General features: G+C 63.7%; 11 protein-coding genes and 1 other RNA gene. 8 read left to right on the top strand and 4 right to left on the bottom strand.

Annotation, left to right across the window (positions count from 1 at the left end; genetic code table 11):
- Positions 1–303 precede the first annotated feature (303 nt).
- The 3 genes from rnpB to CMV30_RS11335 form a co-directional block, all read right to left on the bottom strand.
- An RNA gene (gene rnpB, locus CMV30_RS11345) (RNase P RNA component class A) lies at positions 304–758 on the bottom strand.
- Between the two features lie 397 nt (positions 759–1,155).
- On the bottom strand, positions 1,156–1,860 hold the full coding sequence (locus tag CMV30_RS11340; protein WP_096056130.1) for a zinc ribbon domain-containing protein: 705 nt from the start codon (positions 1,858–1,860) through the stop codon (positions 1,156–1,158).
- Between the two features lie 104 nt (positions 1,861–1,964).
- The gene (locus CMV30_RS11335; RefSeq protein WP_096057734.1) at positions 1,965–2,378 is read right to left on the bottom strand and encodes an RrF2 family transcriptional regulator; all 414 of its coding nucleotides are present in this window, start codon (positions 2,376–2,378) and stop codon (positions 1,965–1,967) included.
- Positions 2,379–2,589: 211 nt separating this feature from the next.
- Between CMV30_RS11335 and CMV30_RS11330 the strand changes: the two genes are divergently transcribed.
- The 7 genes from CMV30_RS11330 to CMV30_RS11300 all read left to right on the top strand — a co-directional run bounded on the left by CMV30_RS11330 (position 2,590) and on the right by CMV30_RS11300 (position 12,171).
- On the top strand, positions 2,590–3,459 hold the full coding sequence (locus tag CMV30_RS11330) for a DUF4394 domain-containing protein (RefSeq protein WP_096057733.1): 870 nt from the start codon (positions 2,590–2,592) through the stop codon (positions 3,457–3,459).
- A gap of 64 nt (positions 3,460–3,523) precedes the next feature.
- The gene (locus CMV30_RS11325; RefSeq protein WP_096056129.1) at positions 3,524–5,071 is read left to right on the top strand and encodes an alkaline phosphatase PhoX; all 1,548 of its coding nucleotides are present in this window, start codon (positions 3,524–3,526) and stop codon (positions 5,069–5,071) included.
- An 81-nt stretch (positions 5,072–5,152) separates the two neighbouring features.
- Positions 5,153–6,973, top strand: coding sequence for a protease modulator HflK (hflK, locus tag CMV30_RS11320; RefSeq protein WP_096056128.1), 1,821 nt, complete (start codon positions 5,153–5,155; stop codon positions 6,971–6,973).
- A complete protein-coding gene (gene hflC / locus CMV30_RS11315) occupies positions 6,970–7,986 on the top strand; it encodes a protease modulator HflC (protein WP_096056127.1) in 1,017 nt (338 codons plus the stop codon). The genes hflK (CMV30_RS11320) and hflC overlap by 4 nt, the downstream gene beginning before the upstream one ends.
- Positions 7,987–8,118: 132 nt before the next feature.
- Positions 8,119–9,228, top strand: a complete 1,110-nt coding sequence (gene hflK / locus CMV30_RS11310; protein WP_096056126.1) for a protease modulator HflK — start codon at positions 8,119–8,121, stop codon at positions 9,226–9,228.
- Positions 9,229–9,349: 121 nt separating this feature from the next.
- A complete protein-coding gene (locus CMV30_RS11305) occupies positions 9,350–11,344 on the top strand; it encodes a heavy metal translocating P-type ATPase (protein ID WP_096056125.1) in 1,995 nt (664 codons plus the stop codon).
- 182 nt (positions 11,345–11,526) lie between these two features.
- Complete coding sequence (locus tag CMV30_RS11300; protein ID WP_096056124.1) at positions 11,527–12,171, top strand: hypothetical protein; 645 nt, start codon at positions 11,527–11,529, stop codon at positions 12,169–12,171.
- 56 nt (positions 12,172–12,227) lie between these two features.
- Here the strand turns inward: CMV30_RS11300 and CMV30_RS11295 are convergent, their stop codons facing one another.
- On the bottom strand, positions 12,228–14,444 hold the full coding sequence (locus tag CMV30_RS11295; protein WP_138223254.1) for a right-handed parallel beta-helix repeat-containing protein: 2,217 nt from the start codon (positions 14,442–14,444) through the stop codon (positions 12,228–12,230).
- A 355-nt stretch (positions 14,445–14,799) separates the two neighbouring features.
- Between CMV30_RS11295 and CMV30_RS11290 the strand changes: the two genes are divergently transcribed.
- Positions 14,800–18,321 (top strand): tetratricopeptide repeat protein, encoded by a 3,522-nt coding sequence (locus CMV30_RS11290; protein ID WP_096056122.1) that lies wholly within the window; start codon positions 14,800–14,802, stop codon positions 18,319–18,321.
- Positions 18,322–18,332: the final 11 nt, after the last annotated feature.

Genomic DNA, 18,332 nt, shown 5'->3' with positions numbered 1-18,332 from the left:
TGCACCCAACCTTGGAATAAAATCCTTCCGAGGTAGGGACGTTGCTCCGCAACGTCCGCATCGCGCCATCCGCGTTCACACGTCGCCTCCCTCCTCACCCAAACCGCCGCTGTCAAATACCACGTCTCCACGGTCAATGCGGAGCATTGCCCCTACCCACCGGCCTTCAATCACCGCCTGATTTAGCCCGCCCAAGGTAGGGACGATGCTCCGCATCGTCCGCTCCGAGCCATCCGCGATCACGCACCAAAACGCCCCCTTCCCTGTACCGCATTCATTCACTCTTCACCCCAAAAAGTCTCAGCTTCGAGACCGGTAAGCCGGATTCTGTGCGCGCGACGGACTTTCGGCCATCGCGGTAATCGTCATTTCTCTAGACTGCTTGCGCAGCTCTTCGCCGAAGCGAAATGCGGCATACCCGCGGCTGTTGGACGGGCCGCCCAGCCGCCTATTTTGCCTTGCACCGGATTGGGTTTTTCCTGCCACCGCCATTGCTGGCGGCGCGGTGGGCTCTTACCCCACCTTTTCACTATGACCGGCACCCGCTTTGCAGCGCGCACCGGCTACTTGTTCTCTGTGACACTATCCGTCGATGCGGGATGTGGCCCGCACCGCCCCGGCTTGAGCAGAAGCGATCCGCGCGATGGCCTTGCGACCGGTCGCAGCGGCGCGACGACGTTTCTCGACGGGAATCCTGCCCGGTGGTGTCCGGACTTTCCTCTCCAAGTTTCAAATACGGGCGCGGCGTTTAGGCCGCGCCTTGGGATCAAAGAACTCGGAGCGACGATCTGGCCCCGAAGCTGAGATCGGAAAACCTGCCAACGCCTCCACCGCTAAGCAAGCCTGCCAGTTTCAAGGCTTCGTTTTGAAGCGCAAAGACGCGAAGTCGCAAAGATCGGAAGCAACGCAGAACATGAAAATCGCAGAAGCACGGAAGAGCCGAATCGCTAAAGCAAATTCCTCCGCGTTTCCGCCCTTCAGCGCTTCCGCGATAAAATCCCCCCACCAACCTCACCCCGCTCCCAACTCCTCGCCCACCCGCGACTCTTCGCGTCCTACCTTAGCGTCTTTGCGTCTTCGCGCTTCAACCACACCGCCGCCCGCTTTCACGACTTCTCGATCGTCACGCGCCGACTACCCACGCCGAACACCCACTCAATAATCAAACCACACCATCCGCCCGCATTGATCGCACGTGGCCAGCTTCTCGCCCTTGCGCGCATCACCCTCCACTTCACTCGAAACCTTCAGATGGCATCCGCCGCACTTGTTGCCGCGCAGAGCCACCAGCACCGGCTGCTGCCGCACCGCGATCCGGTCATAAATTCTCAACGCCGGCTCACCCACCGGCCCGCGCGCCTGGGCCATCGCCGCCTTCGCCTCGGTCAACTCCGCCGTGAGACTCACCTCGCGCTCCTTGTGCGCTTTGATCCGCGCCTCATGCCCGGAGATATTCTGCTTCAAAACTCCCTCGGCCTCCGCGAACCGCTTCTTCGCCTCGTCGATCGTGTACATGATCCCGAGCTCCTGCTCCTCAAGCGCGCTCACCGCCTTCTCCGTCGTTTCGATTTCGTGCCCAAGCGCCTGATACTCGTCGTTCTTCCGCACGAGCGATTGCTGCGTCTTGTACTTCGCCAGCTTCTGCTCCGCCAAACCGATCTCGGTCTCGAGCAGCTTCTTTTTCGTCTCCAGCTCCTTCACTTCCGTGCGGGCCGTCTCGATCGCCGCCTTCTCCGTCGCGATCTTCTTCTCAACCGCCGCGATCTCTCCCGGTACCGCCTTTAACTGCGCCTCGAGTCCCAGCCGTTTGCTGTCGCGATCTTGGAGGATGAGAAGCGAATCGAGAGCGGGATGACGCATGACCCACACGCTAGGCGTCGCACACCACCGCGCTCAACCCTCAATTCCCGCCATCGCTTTCCGTCCCTCAACTCTCAGCTCTCAACCCTCAACTCATCCCCGACTCAGATATAATACATCTCCTCGCCGCTCTTCACCGCGAGTTTGTCGAGCGTGTAGCTCGCCGCCTTCTTCTCAAAAACATCGCGCACCTCGCGCCAGATCTGGTTCACCCGCTTTGCCGACTGCCCCGCTCCGACCGGTGTCAACTCCAGCAACTCCCCTTCGATCACCTTCACGATATCCAGCAGCGTGATCTTCTCCGGCGCCCGCGCCAGCGCATACCCGCCCTGCTTCCCGCGCCGGCTCGTGATCAACCCGCCGTTCCGCAGCTCGCTCAAAATCTGCACCAGATAATTCGCCGGCACCGCCTCCACCTTCGCCAGCCCCTCGATGTGCGCGAGATCGTCCCCGCCATGCAGGCGGGCGAGCTGGGCAAGAACACGACACGCATAATCGACTTTCACGGAGAGCTTCACGAGCGCGCACCCTAGGCGGAGCCCGCTCGCGACCGCAACAGCGTTTCCCGCGCCCGTGATTCGCGCACTCACACGAGCGAGGCGCGCCCGCTTTCACAACTGTTCCGATCCGATGACGCCCGTCACCGGAATATCACACTCCGTTCATTGATCCCGGGAAAACACCTCACCACGGTCCGCGCCGCATCATTAACAGCACTTCTTCACGACCATGAAATTATCTGTAGTCTCCGCGTCGCTACTCGCTCTTGCCGGCGCCGTTTCCTCCGCCCACGCCCAGTTCGGCTGGGCCGTCACCACCGAGTCCAGGCTCGTTCACTTCAGCCTCTCCGCTCCCTCCGAGACCATCCTCTCCTCGTCGATCACCGGTCTCCGCCAGAGCAACGGCGTCACCCCCGATGCCTTCGGTAACATCTACGAACTGACCTCGTTTAACGGCCAGCTCTACGGCCTCGATGGCCACGCCAATTTCTACTCGATCAACGGTCTCTCCGGCCAGGCCACCTTTATCAGCAACGCCTTTGCTCCCGCCGGCTTCGACGCCGGCCTCGCCTACGATCCGTTCACCGGAAAATTCCGCTTCGTCAGCGACGCCGGTGAAAACGTCCAGATCGGTCTCAACGGCGCCGTCACCAACGGCAACGCCACCTACTACGCTCCGGGCGACGCCAACTTCGGCGCCTCCACCGTCTTCAACGGCCTCGCCATCGACTCTGACTTCGGCACCGGCTTCGCCCTCGACTCCGCGACCGACACCCTCGCCATCACCTTCGATCCCAACTTCGAAGAGTTCTTCACCGTCGGCTCGCTCGGCTTCGACATTACCGGCCTCGGCTCGCTCGACATCTTGAACGGCGCGCTCTTCGCCGCCCTCTCCGGCGACGCCTCACTCTCCTCGCTCTACTCGATCGATTCCACCACCGGCGCCGCGACCTTGATCGGCGATTTCGGCACAGGCGTCACCGGCCTCGTGCTCACCCAATCCGCCGCCGTCCCCGAGCCGTCCACCTACGGACTCATCGGCGCCGCCGCCCTCGCCGGCCTCATCGTTCTCCGCCGTCGCAACAACCGCCGCGCCTGAGCTTCCCTCCCTTTCCCGTCAGGAAAAAACCACAACCATCGTCAGCCCACGCACCCTCACTGCCATGCGTAAAGTCATCGCTTCCCTCACCGGCGCCTGCTGCGCCTCGACCGCGCTTCTCGCCGGTTTTCAAACCTCCGAGCCCGCCTACCTCAACGGCACTCCATCGGGCAACTACACCTTCAAGCCGCTCGTCAGCGTCGGCGATCGCGTCCCCCTCACCGGCGGCGCCCCGACCGATAGCTACGCCTTCGTCGGCATCCCCGATGCCATGGGCCTCTACAAAGATCCCGTCACCAGCGAAAACATCCTCTTCGTCGCTCACGAACTGGGCAACACCCTCACCACCGAGCCCCTCCCCGGTCAGACGAAATTCAAAGGCTCCTTCGTTTCGCGCTACGTCCTCGCCGATGACGCCACCGTCACCAGCGCTGGCGTCGCTCATCAAGAGCTCTACCTCGAAAACGTTTTCTACAACCCCACGCCACCCAAGGACGGCACCGCCATCCGCGGCTTTAACCGCTACTGCTCCGGCTCCTTCGCCGGCACCGCGCACGGCATGGATCGCCCCATCTTCTTCGCCAACGAAGAATCCTCCGGCGGCTTCGACCAGGCCAAAGGCGAACTCTCCGTCGCCATCGTCGACGGCAAGATGCACACGCTCCCCGCTCTCGGCCGCGTCGCCCGTGAAAACACCATCGTCATGCCCCGCCGCGATGCGCTGACCGCCATCGTTTCCACCGAGGACAGCGGGTATCCGTCCTACGTTTTCCTCTACGTCGGCACCAAGCAGCGCCGCAGCGAAAGCGCCCTCGATAAAAACGGCCTCACCTCCGGCAAGATCTACGTCCTCGGCGGCAAAGGCGCCGACGCCAATAAAAACGAAGCCTCCTTCACCGCCGGCACCATCCAGTCCCGCTGGATCGAGATCCCCAACGCCGCCGCTCTCTCCAGCGCCCAGCTGAAAACCGCCGCAGGCACCGCCGGTGGCTTCGGCTTCGTCCGCGTTGAAGACGGCGAATTCGATCCGCTCGCGCCAACCCGCAGCTTCTTCGTCGCTTCGACCGGCGGCTCCGCCCCGAACACGCTCGGCCGCCTCTACAAACTTAACTTCAACCCAGCCAATCCCGCTGCCGACGGCACGCTCGACATCGTCTACAACGCCGCGTCCATCGTCACGCCCGGCGGCAACATCAACGCCGGTCAGGACTGGCCTTGCAGCGTGGACAACATCGCCGTCACCGCCGACCGCATCGTCATCTGCGAAGACTTGAACAGCCCCGCCAGCGCCGTATTCAGCAAGTACGGACGCAACGGCGGCGTCTGGACGCTCGACCGCAACAACAACTATGCGGCCAAGTACCAGGGCGACTTCAACTTCACCTACGCCAACGCCCGCGACAACACCACCCGCAGCCGCGGCCAGTGGGAAGCCTCCGGCGTCGTCGATGCCAGCACGATCTTCGGTGAAGGCTCGTTCATCATCAACGTCCAGGCCCACGGCACCCGCACCAACATCCCGAATCCCGCGGGCGGAAACTACACCACCAGCCAGGCCAATTCGCTCTTCGCTGAAGACGGCCAGCTCCTCCTCATGACGCTCAAGCCCTGAGTCTGATCGTCCCTTCGTTTGATCGCGCCTCCGGCCGGCTTCATTCGGTCGGAGGCGACTTCGCTTAATCCGGTTCCCATCGTGTTCCCCGCTCTCTTCTCCCTGCTCCTCGCCGCCACCGCGACCGCCGCCGCCCTGCTGCAACCGTCGTTGCTGCTCACGGCCCTCGCCGCCTGGACAACGTGGTCCGCGTTCGTCGCGCTCAATGTGATCATCGGCCAGACCCGCACCCGCGCCTGGGCCCGCGCCGCGCTTCTCCCGACTGGCGCCGCCGCGACTTTCTTCATCGTCATCCACCCTCTGATTTTCCGCGGTTCCCCGTCCCTTTCCTTCTCTCAACTCTCATCTCTCAACGCTCAACCCGCTTTCCTCCTCCCGCTGCTCATCCTCGGCGCCTTCGCCGGTTTCTTCCTCCAAACCTACGCAACACTCCGCGCCCGCACGCCCGGCGCCCGCGATTGGTCCGCCCCGCTCTCCGCTGCTCTGCTGAAACTCCAGACCATCGTCTTCGCCTTCACCGCCGCGCTCGTTTTCGCGAGCAACCACTTCGACCTCCCGCTGCTCACGCTCTGGTCCCAGGCCCTCATCGCGCTCACCGCTTTCTGGATACTCGAAACATTCGCGCGCTACATCGCCCGGCTCTACCAGCCCCGCCGCTTCGCCCTCGAACGCCCGCCCCTCGGCTGCTCCTGGTTGCTCCTTCCCTTTCTTGCCATAACCGCCCGCAACGCATGGCTCGCGCCAGTCAAAACCGACGGCCCCGTCATCGCCCTCGCCGACATGTGGTTCCTCCCGACGCTGCGCCGACTCGCGCTTCCGCTCGTCGCCGTCGCCGCCGTCATCATCTGGGCCGGCACCTCACTCCACGAAATCCCGCCCGGCCACACCGGTCTTCACGCCCGCTTCGGCCGCATGGACGCCACGCCTCTGACGCCCGGCCTCCACGTCACGCTCCCGTTTCCGTTTCACTCAGTCACCGTACTTCCCGCCGACCGCCTTCAATCCATCGTCCTCGGTTTCGCCTCCGATACCGGACAACCCATCCTGTGGGACCGCGGCCACTACATCGGCGAACAAAGCCAGCTCGTCGGTCACGGCGACGATCTGCTTACCATCAGCGTGCCGGTTTATTACTACATCCGCGATCCACTCGCCTACCACCGCCACACCGGCGATGCCGCCGCCGTCATCCGCGACCTCGCCTCGCAACAACTCCTCGCCCACACGCAAAACCGCAGCGCGTTCGAAATCATGACCACCGGTCGCGACGAACTCGCTCACACCATCCTCCGCGATCTCCAGTCCTCCCTCGATCGTCGCAACTCCGGCCTCGCCGTCGCCCTCGTCTGCCTGCGCGACATCCATCCACCCGTCGCCGTCGGTCCCGCCTATCAAGAAGTCGTCAGCGCCATCGAAGACCGCGAAGCCGCCCGCCACGAAGGCGAAGACTACCGCGCCGAAAATCTCCCCCGCGCCCGCTCAGACTCCGCTCAGGTCCGCGCCAACGCCGACACTCTCGCCGGCACCCGCTCCGCCCGCGTCCGCGGTGAAGCCGCCCGCTTCGACGCGCTTCTCGCGAGCTACCAGGCCAGCCCCGAAGTTTTCCGCATCCGCCAAAGCTACGCCGCCTACGACGAAAGCCTGCGCGGCGTGAAAAAACTCATCGTGGACGAAAAATTCCGCGGCCGTCTCCCCACCTTCGTCGACGCGCGCAAAACCCTGAACCCCGATTTCGCTCCGCCGCCCGTGCCCGACAATCCCGGCCTCATCCCGATTCCTTCGACCAAACAAAACGCCTTCGACCGCGCCATCGACGGCTACCTCAACATGGGCCGCGGCGCCATCCCCGCCGCACCGGCCGCCACGCAAGACTCCGACAACCTGATGTCTCCTCGTCCATGAGCTCCGCACAAAATTCTCCCGCCGACTCCACGGAGTCTTCCGCCACGCCTTTTCTTCGCTGGGCTGCCTTCGCCCTCGGCGCCCTGCTCGTCCTCGTCTTCGCCACCGGCTTCATCGTTCGCGAAAACGAAAAAGCCCTCGTCCTCCGCTTCGGCAAACCCGTGCGCGTCCTCGAATCCGCCGGCTGGTACGCCCGCCTCCCCTGGCCCATCGACCGCGTCGTCCGTCTCGACGCCCGCCTCCAGCAAAACGAAATCCGTCTCTCCGAGGCCATCACGCGCGACAAACGTAACGTCATCGTCCCGATGTTCTACACCTGGCGCATCGCCGATCCCGAGCGCTTCCTGCAACGCGTCGCCACCCCGGAAAGCGCCACCGAAAAACTCGACGCCATCCTCACCAGCGCCCGCAACGCCGCTCTCGGCCGCATCCCGTTCGAAGAACTCGTCGCCGTCCGCGAAGGCCGCGGCCCGCTTGCCACGCTCGAAAAAAACATCCTCCAGAACGCGCAACACGACGCCCGTGAAAACCTCGGTATCGAACTCGTCGAGACCGGCGTCCTTCAGATCAATCTCCCCCAGGCCAACACCGAGTCCGTCTTCCGCCGCATGCGCGCCGAGCGCAAACGCGAAGCCTCCCAATACCGCGCCGAGGGCCGCGCCCAGGCCGAGACCATCCGCGCCACGACCGACAAAGAGACCACTCTGATCCTCGCCGACGCCCGTCGCTACGCCGAGGAAACCCGCGGCACCGCCGAAGCCGAGGCCGCCCGCATCTACGCCGGTTCGCACGGACAGGACGCGAATTTCTACCACTTCCTCCGCCAGCTCCAGAGCCTCCGCTCCATCGTGGATCGCAACACCACACTCATCCTCGACACCAGCTCCGCGCCTTTCGCCCTCCTGAAAAGCGGCCCCGATTCCCCATCCCCACTCTTGCCCGCCTCCTCGCAACCGCAGCACTCATCCCCGCAATCCCCGGTTGCCGCCGCTGCGCTTCTCGACCCCCGCTAAACGCAGCGTTCCTCAAAAACCGTATCTCGTGTCCAACGGCCCCTTGCTCACCGCCAAATCAAAATATCTTCGCGTCCGCCTTAGCGTCTTTGCGTCTTCGCGATTCACCTCCACTCCGCCCGCTTTCACGCCGTGAGCACCACCACCACTCACACGCCAACCACCCGCCGCCGCCAGTCCGACGGCCTCTTGATGGAGGCGCTCCTCCACACGCTGCGCAACCTCACGCCCATCGCCCAAGGACTCTGCCTCGTGCTGCTGGCCGTGTATCTATTCTCCGGATTCCGCTTCATCGGCCCGGGCCGCAGCGCACTCATCCTCCGCCTCGGCCAGCTCCAGCCCGAAGTCCACGGCCCCGGCTTCCTCGCCGCCTGGCCCGCACCGATCGACGAAGTTGTCCTCCTCGAAACCGGCGCCGAGCACGCGCTGCTTATCGACAACTGGACCTCGCGCGGCCCGCGCCTCGAAAACGTCACCCACCTCCAGCAGTTCACTGACGCCCAGATTCAGTCTCAACTGGAGGCCACCGGCACTGCGCCAGTTCCCGTCGAGATCGCCGTCGCTGGCGACTCCCTCGATCCCGTCACCGACGGCTATTCCATCACCGGCGACCTCAACATCCTCCAGGGACACTTTGCCCTCCGCTACCGCATCGCCGATCCACACGCCTTTTTTCACCACGGCCCGGCAGCCGTCGAAACGCTCCTCAAAAAACTCTCCCTGCGCGCCGCCTCCCGCCTGCTCAGCGAATCCGCGATCGATGATCTCGTCACCAGCGGACGCGAAAAACTCGCCACCGCCATCCGCAACGAACTCGAAGCCGGCATTGCCCACTTGAAACTCGGCGTCAGCGCCACCGCCCTCGAAATCCGCGAACTTGTCCCACCCCGCCAGGTCGCCGCCGCCTTTGAAGACGTGACCAGCGCCCGTCTCTTCGCCCGCACCCTCGAAGAAAACGCCGCCGAGTACCGCCTCAAACAACTCGCCATCGTCCGCGGCCAGGCCTCCGCCATCCAGCAACGCGCCGACTCCACCGCCCGGCAGTCCATCGCCGCCTCCCAAGGCGAGTCCGCCGCCTTCACGCATCTGCGCGCCGAATACATGCGCGCTCCCGCCCTCGTTCGCACCCGCCTCTACAACGACACGCTCGATACCGTCATGCAGCAGGTCAACTCCAGCACCCTCCTTCCTCCCGGCGCCACCCCGCCCTCCGTCTTCCTCGAACCCAGCGCCAGCCGTTGAAATCAATCCCCGCGTCTTCATCTGCCGCCACACATTCATCTTCCTCGCTCCGACCTTAGCCTCTTCGCGTCTTCGCGATTCACCAACCGATCGCCCGCTTAGGACTCCCGCCACTCCCGTCATGTCCGCTTCCGCCACGCCACTTCCACCCGAGATGCTCGGCCGCCTCCGCGTCCTCTTCATCGCCGCCGCCTTCCTCCTCGCCGGCGCCGCCGCTCCCTGGCTGCGCCCCGGACAGGACACCATCGGCAGCCTGCTCGCACTCATTGGCCTCATCATCGTCGCCACGCCCATCGTGAAACAAACCTTCACGGCCATGCGCGCGACCGGTTTCGCCGCCACGCAGTTCTACATGGACCAGTACGTCGTCATCGCCATCGGTGCCTGCCTTGCGACCGGCCAGTACATCACCGGCGGCATCGTCGCCGTCGTCCTCGTCCTCGGCCAGATGCTCGAAGAACGCACCGTCATCGGCGTCGAGTACGCCCTCAACCGCCTTCGTGAACTCTCCCAAGTCCGCGCCCGCCGCATCCTTTCCGTCTCTCAACTCTCAACGCTCAACTCTCAACCCATAGACGAGGAACTCGTCGATTCACGCGCGCTTCGTGCGAACGACCGCATCCGTATCCGCCCCGGCGATGCCGTCCCGGCCGACGCCCGCATCGACTCCGGCGAATCCCTCATCAACCAAAGCGCCATCACCGGCGAATCCCTCCCAGCCGAAGTCCGTCCGGGTGACCGCATCTTCGCCGGCACCACCAACCTCAACGGTCTTCTCGAAGCGACCGTCCTCGAAACCGGCGACGACACCGTCATGGCCCGTGTCACGCGCATCCTGGAAGAAGCCAAAGAAACCGAAGCCCCCATCATTCGCATGGCCGAGGACTACGCGCGCTACTACACACCCCTCGTCCTCCTCATCGCCGCCTCCGTTTTCTTTTTCACGCAGGACATCAACCGCGCCATCTCCGTCCTCATCGTCAGCATCCCCTGCGCCTTCGTCCTCGCGAGCCCCAGCGCGCTTGTCACCGCCATCGCCTGCGCCTCCCGCCTCGGCCTCCTCGTCAAAGGCGCGAAACACTTCGAAGAAGGCCGCCGCATCGACACCGTCGTCTTCGACAAAACCGGCACCCTCACCGAAGGCGTCTTGCACGTAGAAAACGTCTGGCTCCACGCCGACACCTCCCGCGCCGAAGCCCTCGCCTATGCCGCCGCCCTCGAGCGCCACTCCAACCACCCCGTCGCCAAAGCCATCCAACGCGCCGCCGAGACTCCATCACTCAACTCTCAACTCTCAGCTCTCAACTCCCCAACCAACCTCCAGGAACACTCCGGCCTCGGCATCACTGCCCAACTCGGCTCTCAAAAAATTCACGTCGGCCGCCCCCGCTGGCTCTCCGACTCCGGCATCGTCCTCGCGCCAGCTCCCGAAAATGCCGACCGCTTCAGCTTGGTCGCAGTCGTGATCGACGGCGTCCACGTCGCCACCATCGGCCTCGCCGACCGCCTCCGCGCCGAAGCCCCCGAAGCCCTCGCCCGCCTCCGCACCGTCGGCATCGAAAAATTCATACTCCTCACCGGAGACCGCCAGCCCGTCGCCGCCACCATCGCCGCCCGCCTCGGCCTCACCGACTTCCAGGCCGAGTGTCTCCCCGAAGACAAAGCTCGCCGCATCGAAGCCCTCAAAGCCTCCGGCGCCCGCGTGATGGTCGTCGGCGACGGCCTCAACGACGCCCCCGCCCTCGCCGCCGGTCACGTCGGTGTCGCCATGGGCGCGCTCGGCAACGACGTCGCCATCGCCACCGCCGACGTCGCCCTCATGAACAACGACCTCCGCCGCATCGCCGACCTGATCGAGCTCTCCCACCGCACAGTCGGCACCATCAACCAAAACCTCCTCTGCGGTTTCGCCTTCATCATCCTAGCCGTGACGCTCTCCGCGCTCGGTTTCATCACGCCCGTCGCCGCGGCCTTCTTCCACGAATTCTCCGCCTTCTTCGTCATCTTCAACAGCGCCCGCCTCCTCCGCTTCGACGGCTTGGAAGACGCCTCTAACAACGTATCTGCCGAACCCACGCCTGCTCTCGCACTCGTCTCTCAACCAGCCAAAGCCTGAGATTTTAACCACAGAGGCACAGAGAACACAGAGCCAAACCTTCAAACAAAACCTACCTCCGTTCCGCTCACTCCGATTTCCGACCTCAGTGCCCTCTGTGCCTCTGTGGTTCAATCAACTGCCTCTTTCCGTACTCTGCGTCCTCCGCGCTCTCCGCGGTTAAAAAATCCGCACACCGCCACATGCCCGCGCTCCGCACGACTCTCCCCTGGCTCCTCCTAGCGGCATCTCTCGCCGCAAACATCTACCTCTGGCCTCGCCCTACCTCATCTTCCGCCACCCATAAGTCCCATGAGACCCATAGGACCTATAAGTCCTATTCCGAAACTCCCATCTCCAGCCCCACGCATCTCCAATCCCCAACGACGCCTCTCGCTTCCGCACTCACACCATCTCCGCCCCCCAACTCCCAGCCCTCCACGCTCACCTCAACCGCCACCCGCTCACGCGCCTTCGAGGGCTACGCCGACCTCCTCGCCGAAGAAGCCAAAACCACCGAGCAACTTTCCGCTCTTAACGAACTCCTCGCCCGCTGGGTCGCCACTGCCCCGACCGACGCCGCCACCTGGCTCGCCCAACACGACGACACTCCCTTCTACGACTCCGCCGCCCGCCACATCGCGCTCCACCTCATCGCCAAACAATCCTTCGACTCCGCCGCCACCTGGGCCGACCTCATCCGCGATCCCGCACTTCGCGAAGAAGCCCGCGACGCCCTGATCGCCGAAAGCTACCGCGCCAAAAAAATCGACGCCCAAGCCGTCCGCCTCTCCGGCCTCTCTCCCGCCCACATCGAATCCATCCTCAACGGCTCCCGCCTCGATTGATTGGCACCTGAGGAATCGGCCTGGAGAGTTATCCGAGCTCTCACCGTCCGAGAGTATCAGTCACGTTCCGCTCGTGGCCTGGGACCGATTTTTTCGAACGGGATCCGCTTGAACCCAGGCAATGCCTGATAAACCACCGAGTCGTCTTTCAATCTGAAATTCAACTTCGCCGCGTCCACGAATCCAGGGTCCTTTTGGGTGATAAAATTATCCCCGAACTCCGTTGCCGCATATTTTCCCACCATGCGGAAAGTCTCCTCATACTTCACGAGAACATTCCGATCGAACACGTTTCGCGCCGGGCGCATGCCGTAGTAAGTTTTCCCATCCGGCATCAGATCGAGCCAGTTTTTAAGCAGCGGATACCGGTCGCTGTACGGCGGCTGCTTGATGTCCACATCGCGCGTGAGGCGGCGAGTATACAGTCCTTTCTCGCCGAAATAGTACGGGATGCTCTCAAGCGCGAAATCGTACCACATGGATTTCAGCTGATATGCCGGACCGTAGCCTTCGATGAAGAGGTTGTTGCGGACGACGATATCCTGGCCGCCGTTGGTGTACACGCTGCCGAACGAAGCCGCTCGATAGAAGACATTACCTTCAACGAGAACGTCCGCCGTGGCATCGTCGCAATAAACCCCCATCGTCCACTTGCGATCGGGCCGGCCGACATCGTGGAAAAAATTCCAACGCACGACATTCCCCCGGTCAGAGGGATCGCGACCAAGATACCACGCAGAGGCATCGTTGGAATTTTGAGCAACGTGATGGATGTGATTAAACTCAAAGACATGCTCGTTGCCGCGGACATAGATCCCCTGCAGATCCGCGTTAAAGATTTCGTTATGCACGACCCGATTGCCGCAACCATCCACAATCACACCTGAGGCGCTCATTTTGTTGCGGCGATTGAAATCGTGGATACGGCAGTCCGTCACAACATTGTTGCCAGGTGTGAGGGTTTTCTTGCTGCCGCCACCGAGGATAATCCCACCCGAGCCCGTGTTATAAATTTCGCAGCCGGCGATGACATGATTTCTCCCCGCGTTTCGCTCCCACACGGTATTGAGATAAATGTGGGAATGAAAACTCCCCACCTCCCGGGATGACGGCACGCCTTCATAGCCATCCGCCGTGATGTGGGGAAACGTCTGGCGCGCACCCTGACCCAACATCACGCCCACCGTGCCGACATTACGCACAACGCAATCGGTGAGCTCATTGCTTTCTCCTCCTTCGACGGAAACACCCAACCCACGGCCGTGCTCGATGATCAACCCCCGCAGCGTACAAAACGATACGTCATCGAGCGCAACGAGCGGCTGATTGAGCAGGGAGACCGTTACCCGCGCTTTCGCGAGATCATCGGGTGGCCAGATGAAAAGCAGCCCGGACTCGGTATCGACGTACCACTCGCCAGGCTGATCAAGCTCCTCCAAAAGATTGAGCGCCACGTACTGGTTGAAGTTATTCCCGGTCGCCAGGGAATACATGTGAGGCGTCGCGAGCGTCACTTCCTTCAGTGCGAGATCAATGGACGCGATCCGGATCTTGTCGTCCGCATAACCGTGGTTGAAGTAACCCTGCAGCCACACATCAGAGACTCCCACCCAACGCTCGTGGCGGGCATCGGTGTAACGAAAACGTCCACCCCGATTGCTATAATCACCCGAGCGCGGCATCGAACCGGGATCGATGATTGTACCGAGCTCAATGGCACCGGCATTGGGATAACGCGCCAGCGGTAGTGCCGCAGCATTCCAGAATAATTCCATCGGTGCGGTCACTACCGGAAGTCCATGTCCAAACTGTCGGTGTTGTCCAAAGTCAGTCACGCCCACCGCTCGCAAATTAGCTTGGAAAACATGCGCACGAGATTCGGCAGGCAGGCGCCGCAGCGCATCCTTATGATTGACCGGCGTGAACGCCTGGGCCGGCAAAGTGACGCCTCCAGAGAGACGAACCTCCTCCTGCTCGTAGGCCACATAAGTCACGCGCGCCTTTGCTGTACCACTGTCTTCTCGCGTAAGTTCAAACGTACGCGCCAGTGGGTAAGTGCCAGCGTGTAGCCACACCGTGACCGGCTGACGCTGACTTCCGTCCGCGTTTTTCAACTCCGTCCGCACCGCATCACGAGCGGCCTCAATCGTGCGCAGTGGCTTGGAAAGCGTGCCCGGATTACGATCATCGCCATTTGGCGAAACATGAAAATCACTCGCGAATCCAATGCCGCATCCCAAAAGCACCAGTGAAAGGGAGAGTATTTTTTTCATGATAAGAGCATTGGGGAAGGTGACGTACACAAAGCACCGATACAAATCCGTCGTGACAGCGGACCGGGGCCGGATTCAATTTTACTTCCGCCGTCGCCCGCTGAGTTCGCAAGAATTTTTCTGCGCTCTATGAAAGAGCACGTCGAAATAACGGACCGCGTCGTCATATCTTACCAAGGCGAACATCGTGACAACTTCCCAGCGACGTTCCCGGTAAGCGTAATGCCGCTCTGAATCGAAGCCGTTACGAAAAAGCACCCGGCCCTCATCTGCCCACATCCTTCCTTCGCTCCGACCTTAGCGTCTTTGCGTCTTCGCGCTTCACCTCCCCGTCGCCCACCTCCAGCGTCGGCCAATGCGTCTCCCGTCGCCCCGCCGCGCACTTTACCCCCGCCTCATTCTCACCGCCGCGTTGCTAGCCCTCCCGCTTTTCGCCCAACGCTACGACAGCATGTCGCCGCGCGAACTCCAGCGACGCCTCGAGCGCGACACCGACCAGCTCATCGATTCCCTGCGCAAACAACGCAACTCCCCCACGCGCTCCGGTCCGCCCAGCGGCCCTTCCCCGTGGGAACAAGAGATCCGCTCCCGCCGCGAACGCGAAGCCTCCGCCCGCGCCGAACAAGCCCGCCTCGATGCCGAGTGGCGCCGCGATCATCCCAACGAAACCCGCCAGCAATACTTCGACCGCATCGACCGCGAGCAAGCCGCCGCCGCCCGCGAAGAACGCCGCCAGCGCGATGCCGCCGCCGCCGCCCGCCGCGCCCAGCGCGAACGTGAAGCCGCGGAAATCGCCCGCCGGGAAGCCGCCAACTGGGCCCGCGTCCGCGCCTCCCACAACGGCTACGCGGCGGAAGTGTCGCCGCCCATTTTCTCGTCTCCGACCGAGTCCCTCCTCTGGTTTCTCCGCCATCACAACGAGACCCAGAACGAATGGGCCGCCAACCAAGCCGCCATGCTCCTGATGGAGGGCGTGGGTACGCCTCAAAATATTCCGGGTGCCCTCCGGCTGCTCGACCCCAACGGCCCCGCCGCGAAAAAGGCCGGCCAGCGCCATCCCGAGACCCGCGCTCTCTTCGCCTACCTCCAGCTCACCCAGCCCGACGCCGTCAAAGCCGCCGGCTTCGAGGTGGATGTCGTCGCCGCCCGCCAGGACCTGGAGGCCGCCGCTTCGAAAACCGACCTCGCGAAATGGTACTTCGCCCGGTTCCTCAACAACTCCGATTCGCCCGCCGACCAAAAGCTCGCGCTCCGACTCATCACCCGCGGCGCTTTCTGGGCCCGCGTCTATTTTGCGGGTTTCGTGAACATGAGCCCGGCCGCTCACGATCCGATTCTCAAATACGTCAGCCCGATCTCCCTTTCGATCGTCGAAAAACAACGCGCCCACATCCCCACCCTCATCCGCGAGCTGCCGATGGAGGAGTTCGAAAACTTCGATGACCTGCTTCCCTACGTCTCCGAACCGCTGCGCACCGAGGCGATGACGCTCTACGTCGAGGCGATCGCGAATCGCGCCGTCCCGCTCACGCCCGCTCAGAACTTTAACTACTCCGCCTTCGACCACATCCTCGAAAAAGCCGGCCAGGCCGGCATCGACGGCGTGGCCGGCCTCGCCGCGCTCCACCGCTTTCACCTGCTCGGCATCGATGAACTCGGCGCGTTCCGACTCTCGTGGGATGACGAACCCGACGCCGCCCGCACTCTCGCCGCGCTCACGCGCTGGTCCTCCCGCGACGACCTCCTCGGCGCCCGCGCTCGCCTCGCCATCGAGGGCCTGGCTCTCCAAGCCGCATCGCCCCGCCGTTGGACGCCGCCTTTGCTCGACGAGGTTGCCCTCTACCAAAACGCCGCGCGCGAACACGCCCGCCTCGTGGCACTCGCCTTCGTCGACGCCGACAGCCCCAAGACCATCTCCCAACTCCGCAGCGAGGCCGAGGCCGCGAAAAACGCCGCACACGTCCGCGCCCTTGCCGCCCGTGCCCGACGCGACGCCAACGCTCCGAAACCCGACGCCGTGCCCGCTCTCCTCGCCTCCATCAAAGCCAGCGAGCAGTGGGCGGACGCGCGGAACGATCTCGTCCTCTTCGCTGCCGGAAACCCGATTTTCCCCAGCACGTTCGCGGTCAACGACGCGTCCTTCGACCTCACCAAAGCCGCCGCGCTCTACAACGAAGCCTTCGCTGCCGGCACGCCCACCGCAGTCCGCCGCCAACGACTCCTCGAAGCCATGCGCCTCGGCGACGCCTTCGCTCCCGTCATGATCGCCGCCGAGCTGCCGAACGCCTCACCATCCATCGAAAAACTAAAACAACTCAGCGCCGCCCGACGTGCCCGCGACGTTGCCGCCAAAATCCCCCGCGCCCTCACCGCCCGCCTCGTCGAAGTCCGCCTGCGCGGCGAAGACTTCGAGCCCGCACTCACCGACGCCGTCGCCGCTGGCAGCGTCCTGGCCGCCCGGCTGAAGACCGCGCAACGTATCGAAAATTCCCTGTCACGCGAAGCCGACCGCCCGCCTTCGTGGAATCTATCCCCCGCGTTGATCGCCGAACTCGACGCCAGCCTCGCGGACTGGGCCACGCCGGAATTTTCTGCTGAGTGGGAATCACTCAGCCACACCCTGAGTTCTGAAGACACCTCCCGCGCCTTCGCCTGGTTTTATCCCGCCCTGCAGTGGGAGATGGACCGCCAGCAGCGCCTCCTCGACGACGAACTCATCCGCGCCGTTCAACCCCAGCTCGATGCCGTCATCGCCACGCTTTCCGAATGGCCGGGCATCAACCAACAAGACCCCCGCCACACCGAACTCCTCGACCGAGCCTCCCGCGACCGGGCTGCCGCCGAAGAGCTTGTCGCATCCGATGGCCTCGGCGCGCTCCAGCTTTTCATCAAAGCCGCCGGCTACGGCGAACGCAGCGCCCTCGAAATGCTCGCCAGCCACATCCGCCAAGGCAGCGGCGATCTCCCGCGCTCCGCGGCCCTCGCCGACCAGCTGACCGCGGTCGCATTCAAGATGACTATGGCCGACGCCGAGGTCGGCGATTCCGCCGCCGCCGAACAAATCGCGAACAGCTACCGCGACGGTCGAGGCGTCGCCCCCGATCACGCCGCCAGCCTCACCTGGCTCCGCTACGCCGCCGAACTCGGCGAACTCACCGCTGCCACCGCTCTCCGCGACCGCGCCCTCACCGCACCTGTCGATAAAACCGCCGCCCGCCACTGGTCCGTTTTCGTCGAAGCCATCGAAAACCTGGAGCACCTCCCCGCCTCGCCCCGACGAACACCCGCAGACTCCGCGCCACTGGCTCCTGTGCGTGCCGAGCTGGAAACCATTCTCGCCGCAGCCGACCAAAACATCGCCAAAGCCGCCCGAATCACCGACGCCCAACGCGAGTCATTCCAGTCCCTCAACGACGACGCCTATGAGCGCCTCAAAGAGAATCCCGCGTCAGGCTTGCTCGCGCTCGCCAAAGCCGCCGCCGCCGGCAGCCGCGAAGCCGCCTTCACCGCCGCCCAGATCCTCGCCACCGGCCGCAACGGCCTCGAGCCCGATCCCACGCTCGCCCGCCGTGTTCACGCGCTCGCGCTAAAACAACTCCAGATCGACGCCGAGTACGGCGACGCCTTCGCGGCCTACCACGTCGGCCTCTACGCCTTGGACCTCCCCGCCGCGCAGCCTGACCCCACCGCCGCGCTCCGCTGGCTGACCTACGCCGCCGAACTCGGCGAACCCGCCGCCGCCGAATTCCTTGCGAAACTCTACACCGACGGCGCACCCGGCATCGCTCCCGACGCGAAACAATCCGCCCGCTGGACCGCCTTCGCGAAGAAGACCCTGAGCGACAACTTCAAACCCCGCGCCCCGCTCCGCAGGTAGCACGCCGGGCA

It is taken from the genome of Nibricoccus aquaticus (genome assembly GCF_002310495.1).
In the GTDB taxonomy this organism is placed as follows: Bacteria; Verrucomicrobiota; Verrucomicrobiia; order Opitutales; family Opitutaceae; genus Nibricoccus; species Nibricoccus aquaticus.
The sequence above is the reverse complement of the archived record's forward strand: the minus strand, read 5'-3'. Positions and strand labels throughout refer to the sequence as shown.

Bases quoted from the DNA above. Each gene is read 5' to 3' on its own strand.
- CMV30_RS11290 (WP_096056122.1), top strand. From the start codon at position 14,800: ATGCGTCTCCCGTCGCCCCGCCGCGCACTTTACCCCCGCCTCATTCTC.
- CMV30_RS11295 (WP_138223254.1), bottom strand. From the start codon at position 14,444: ATGAAAAAAATACTCTCCCTTTCACTGGTGCTTTTGGGATGCGGCATT.
- CMV30_RS11340 (WP_096056130.1), bottom strand. From the start codon at position 1,860: ATGCGTCATCCCGCTCTCGATTCGCTTCTCATCCTCCAAGATCGCGAC.
- CMV30_RS11330 (WP_096057733.1), top strand. From the start codon at position 2,590: ATGAAATTATCTGTAGTCTCCGCGTCGCTACTCGCTCTTGCCGGCGCC.
- CMV30_RS11305 (WP_096056125.1), top strand. From the start codon at position 9,350: ATGTCCGCTTCCGCCACGCCACTTCCACCCGAGATGCTCGGCCGCCTC.
- CMV30_RS11325 (WP_096056129.1), top strand. From the start codon at position 3,524: ATGCGTAAAGTCATCGCTTCCCTCACCGGCGCCTGCTGCGCCTCGACC.
- hflC (WP_096056127.1), top strand. From the start codon at position 6,970: ATGAGCTCCGCACAAAATTCTCCCGCCGACTCCACGGAGTCTTCCGCC.
- CMV30_RS11300 (WP_096056124.1), top strand. From the start codon at position 11,527: ATGCCCGCGCTCCGCACGACTCTCCCCTGGCTCCTCCTAGCGGCATCT.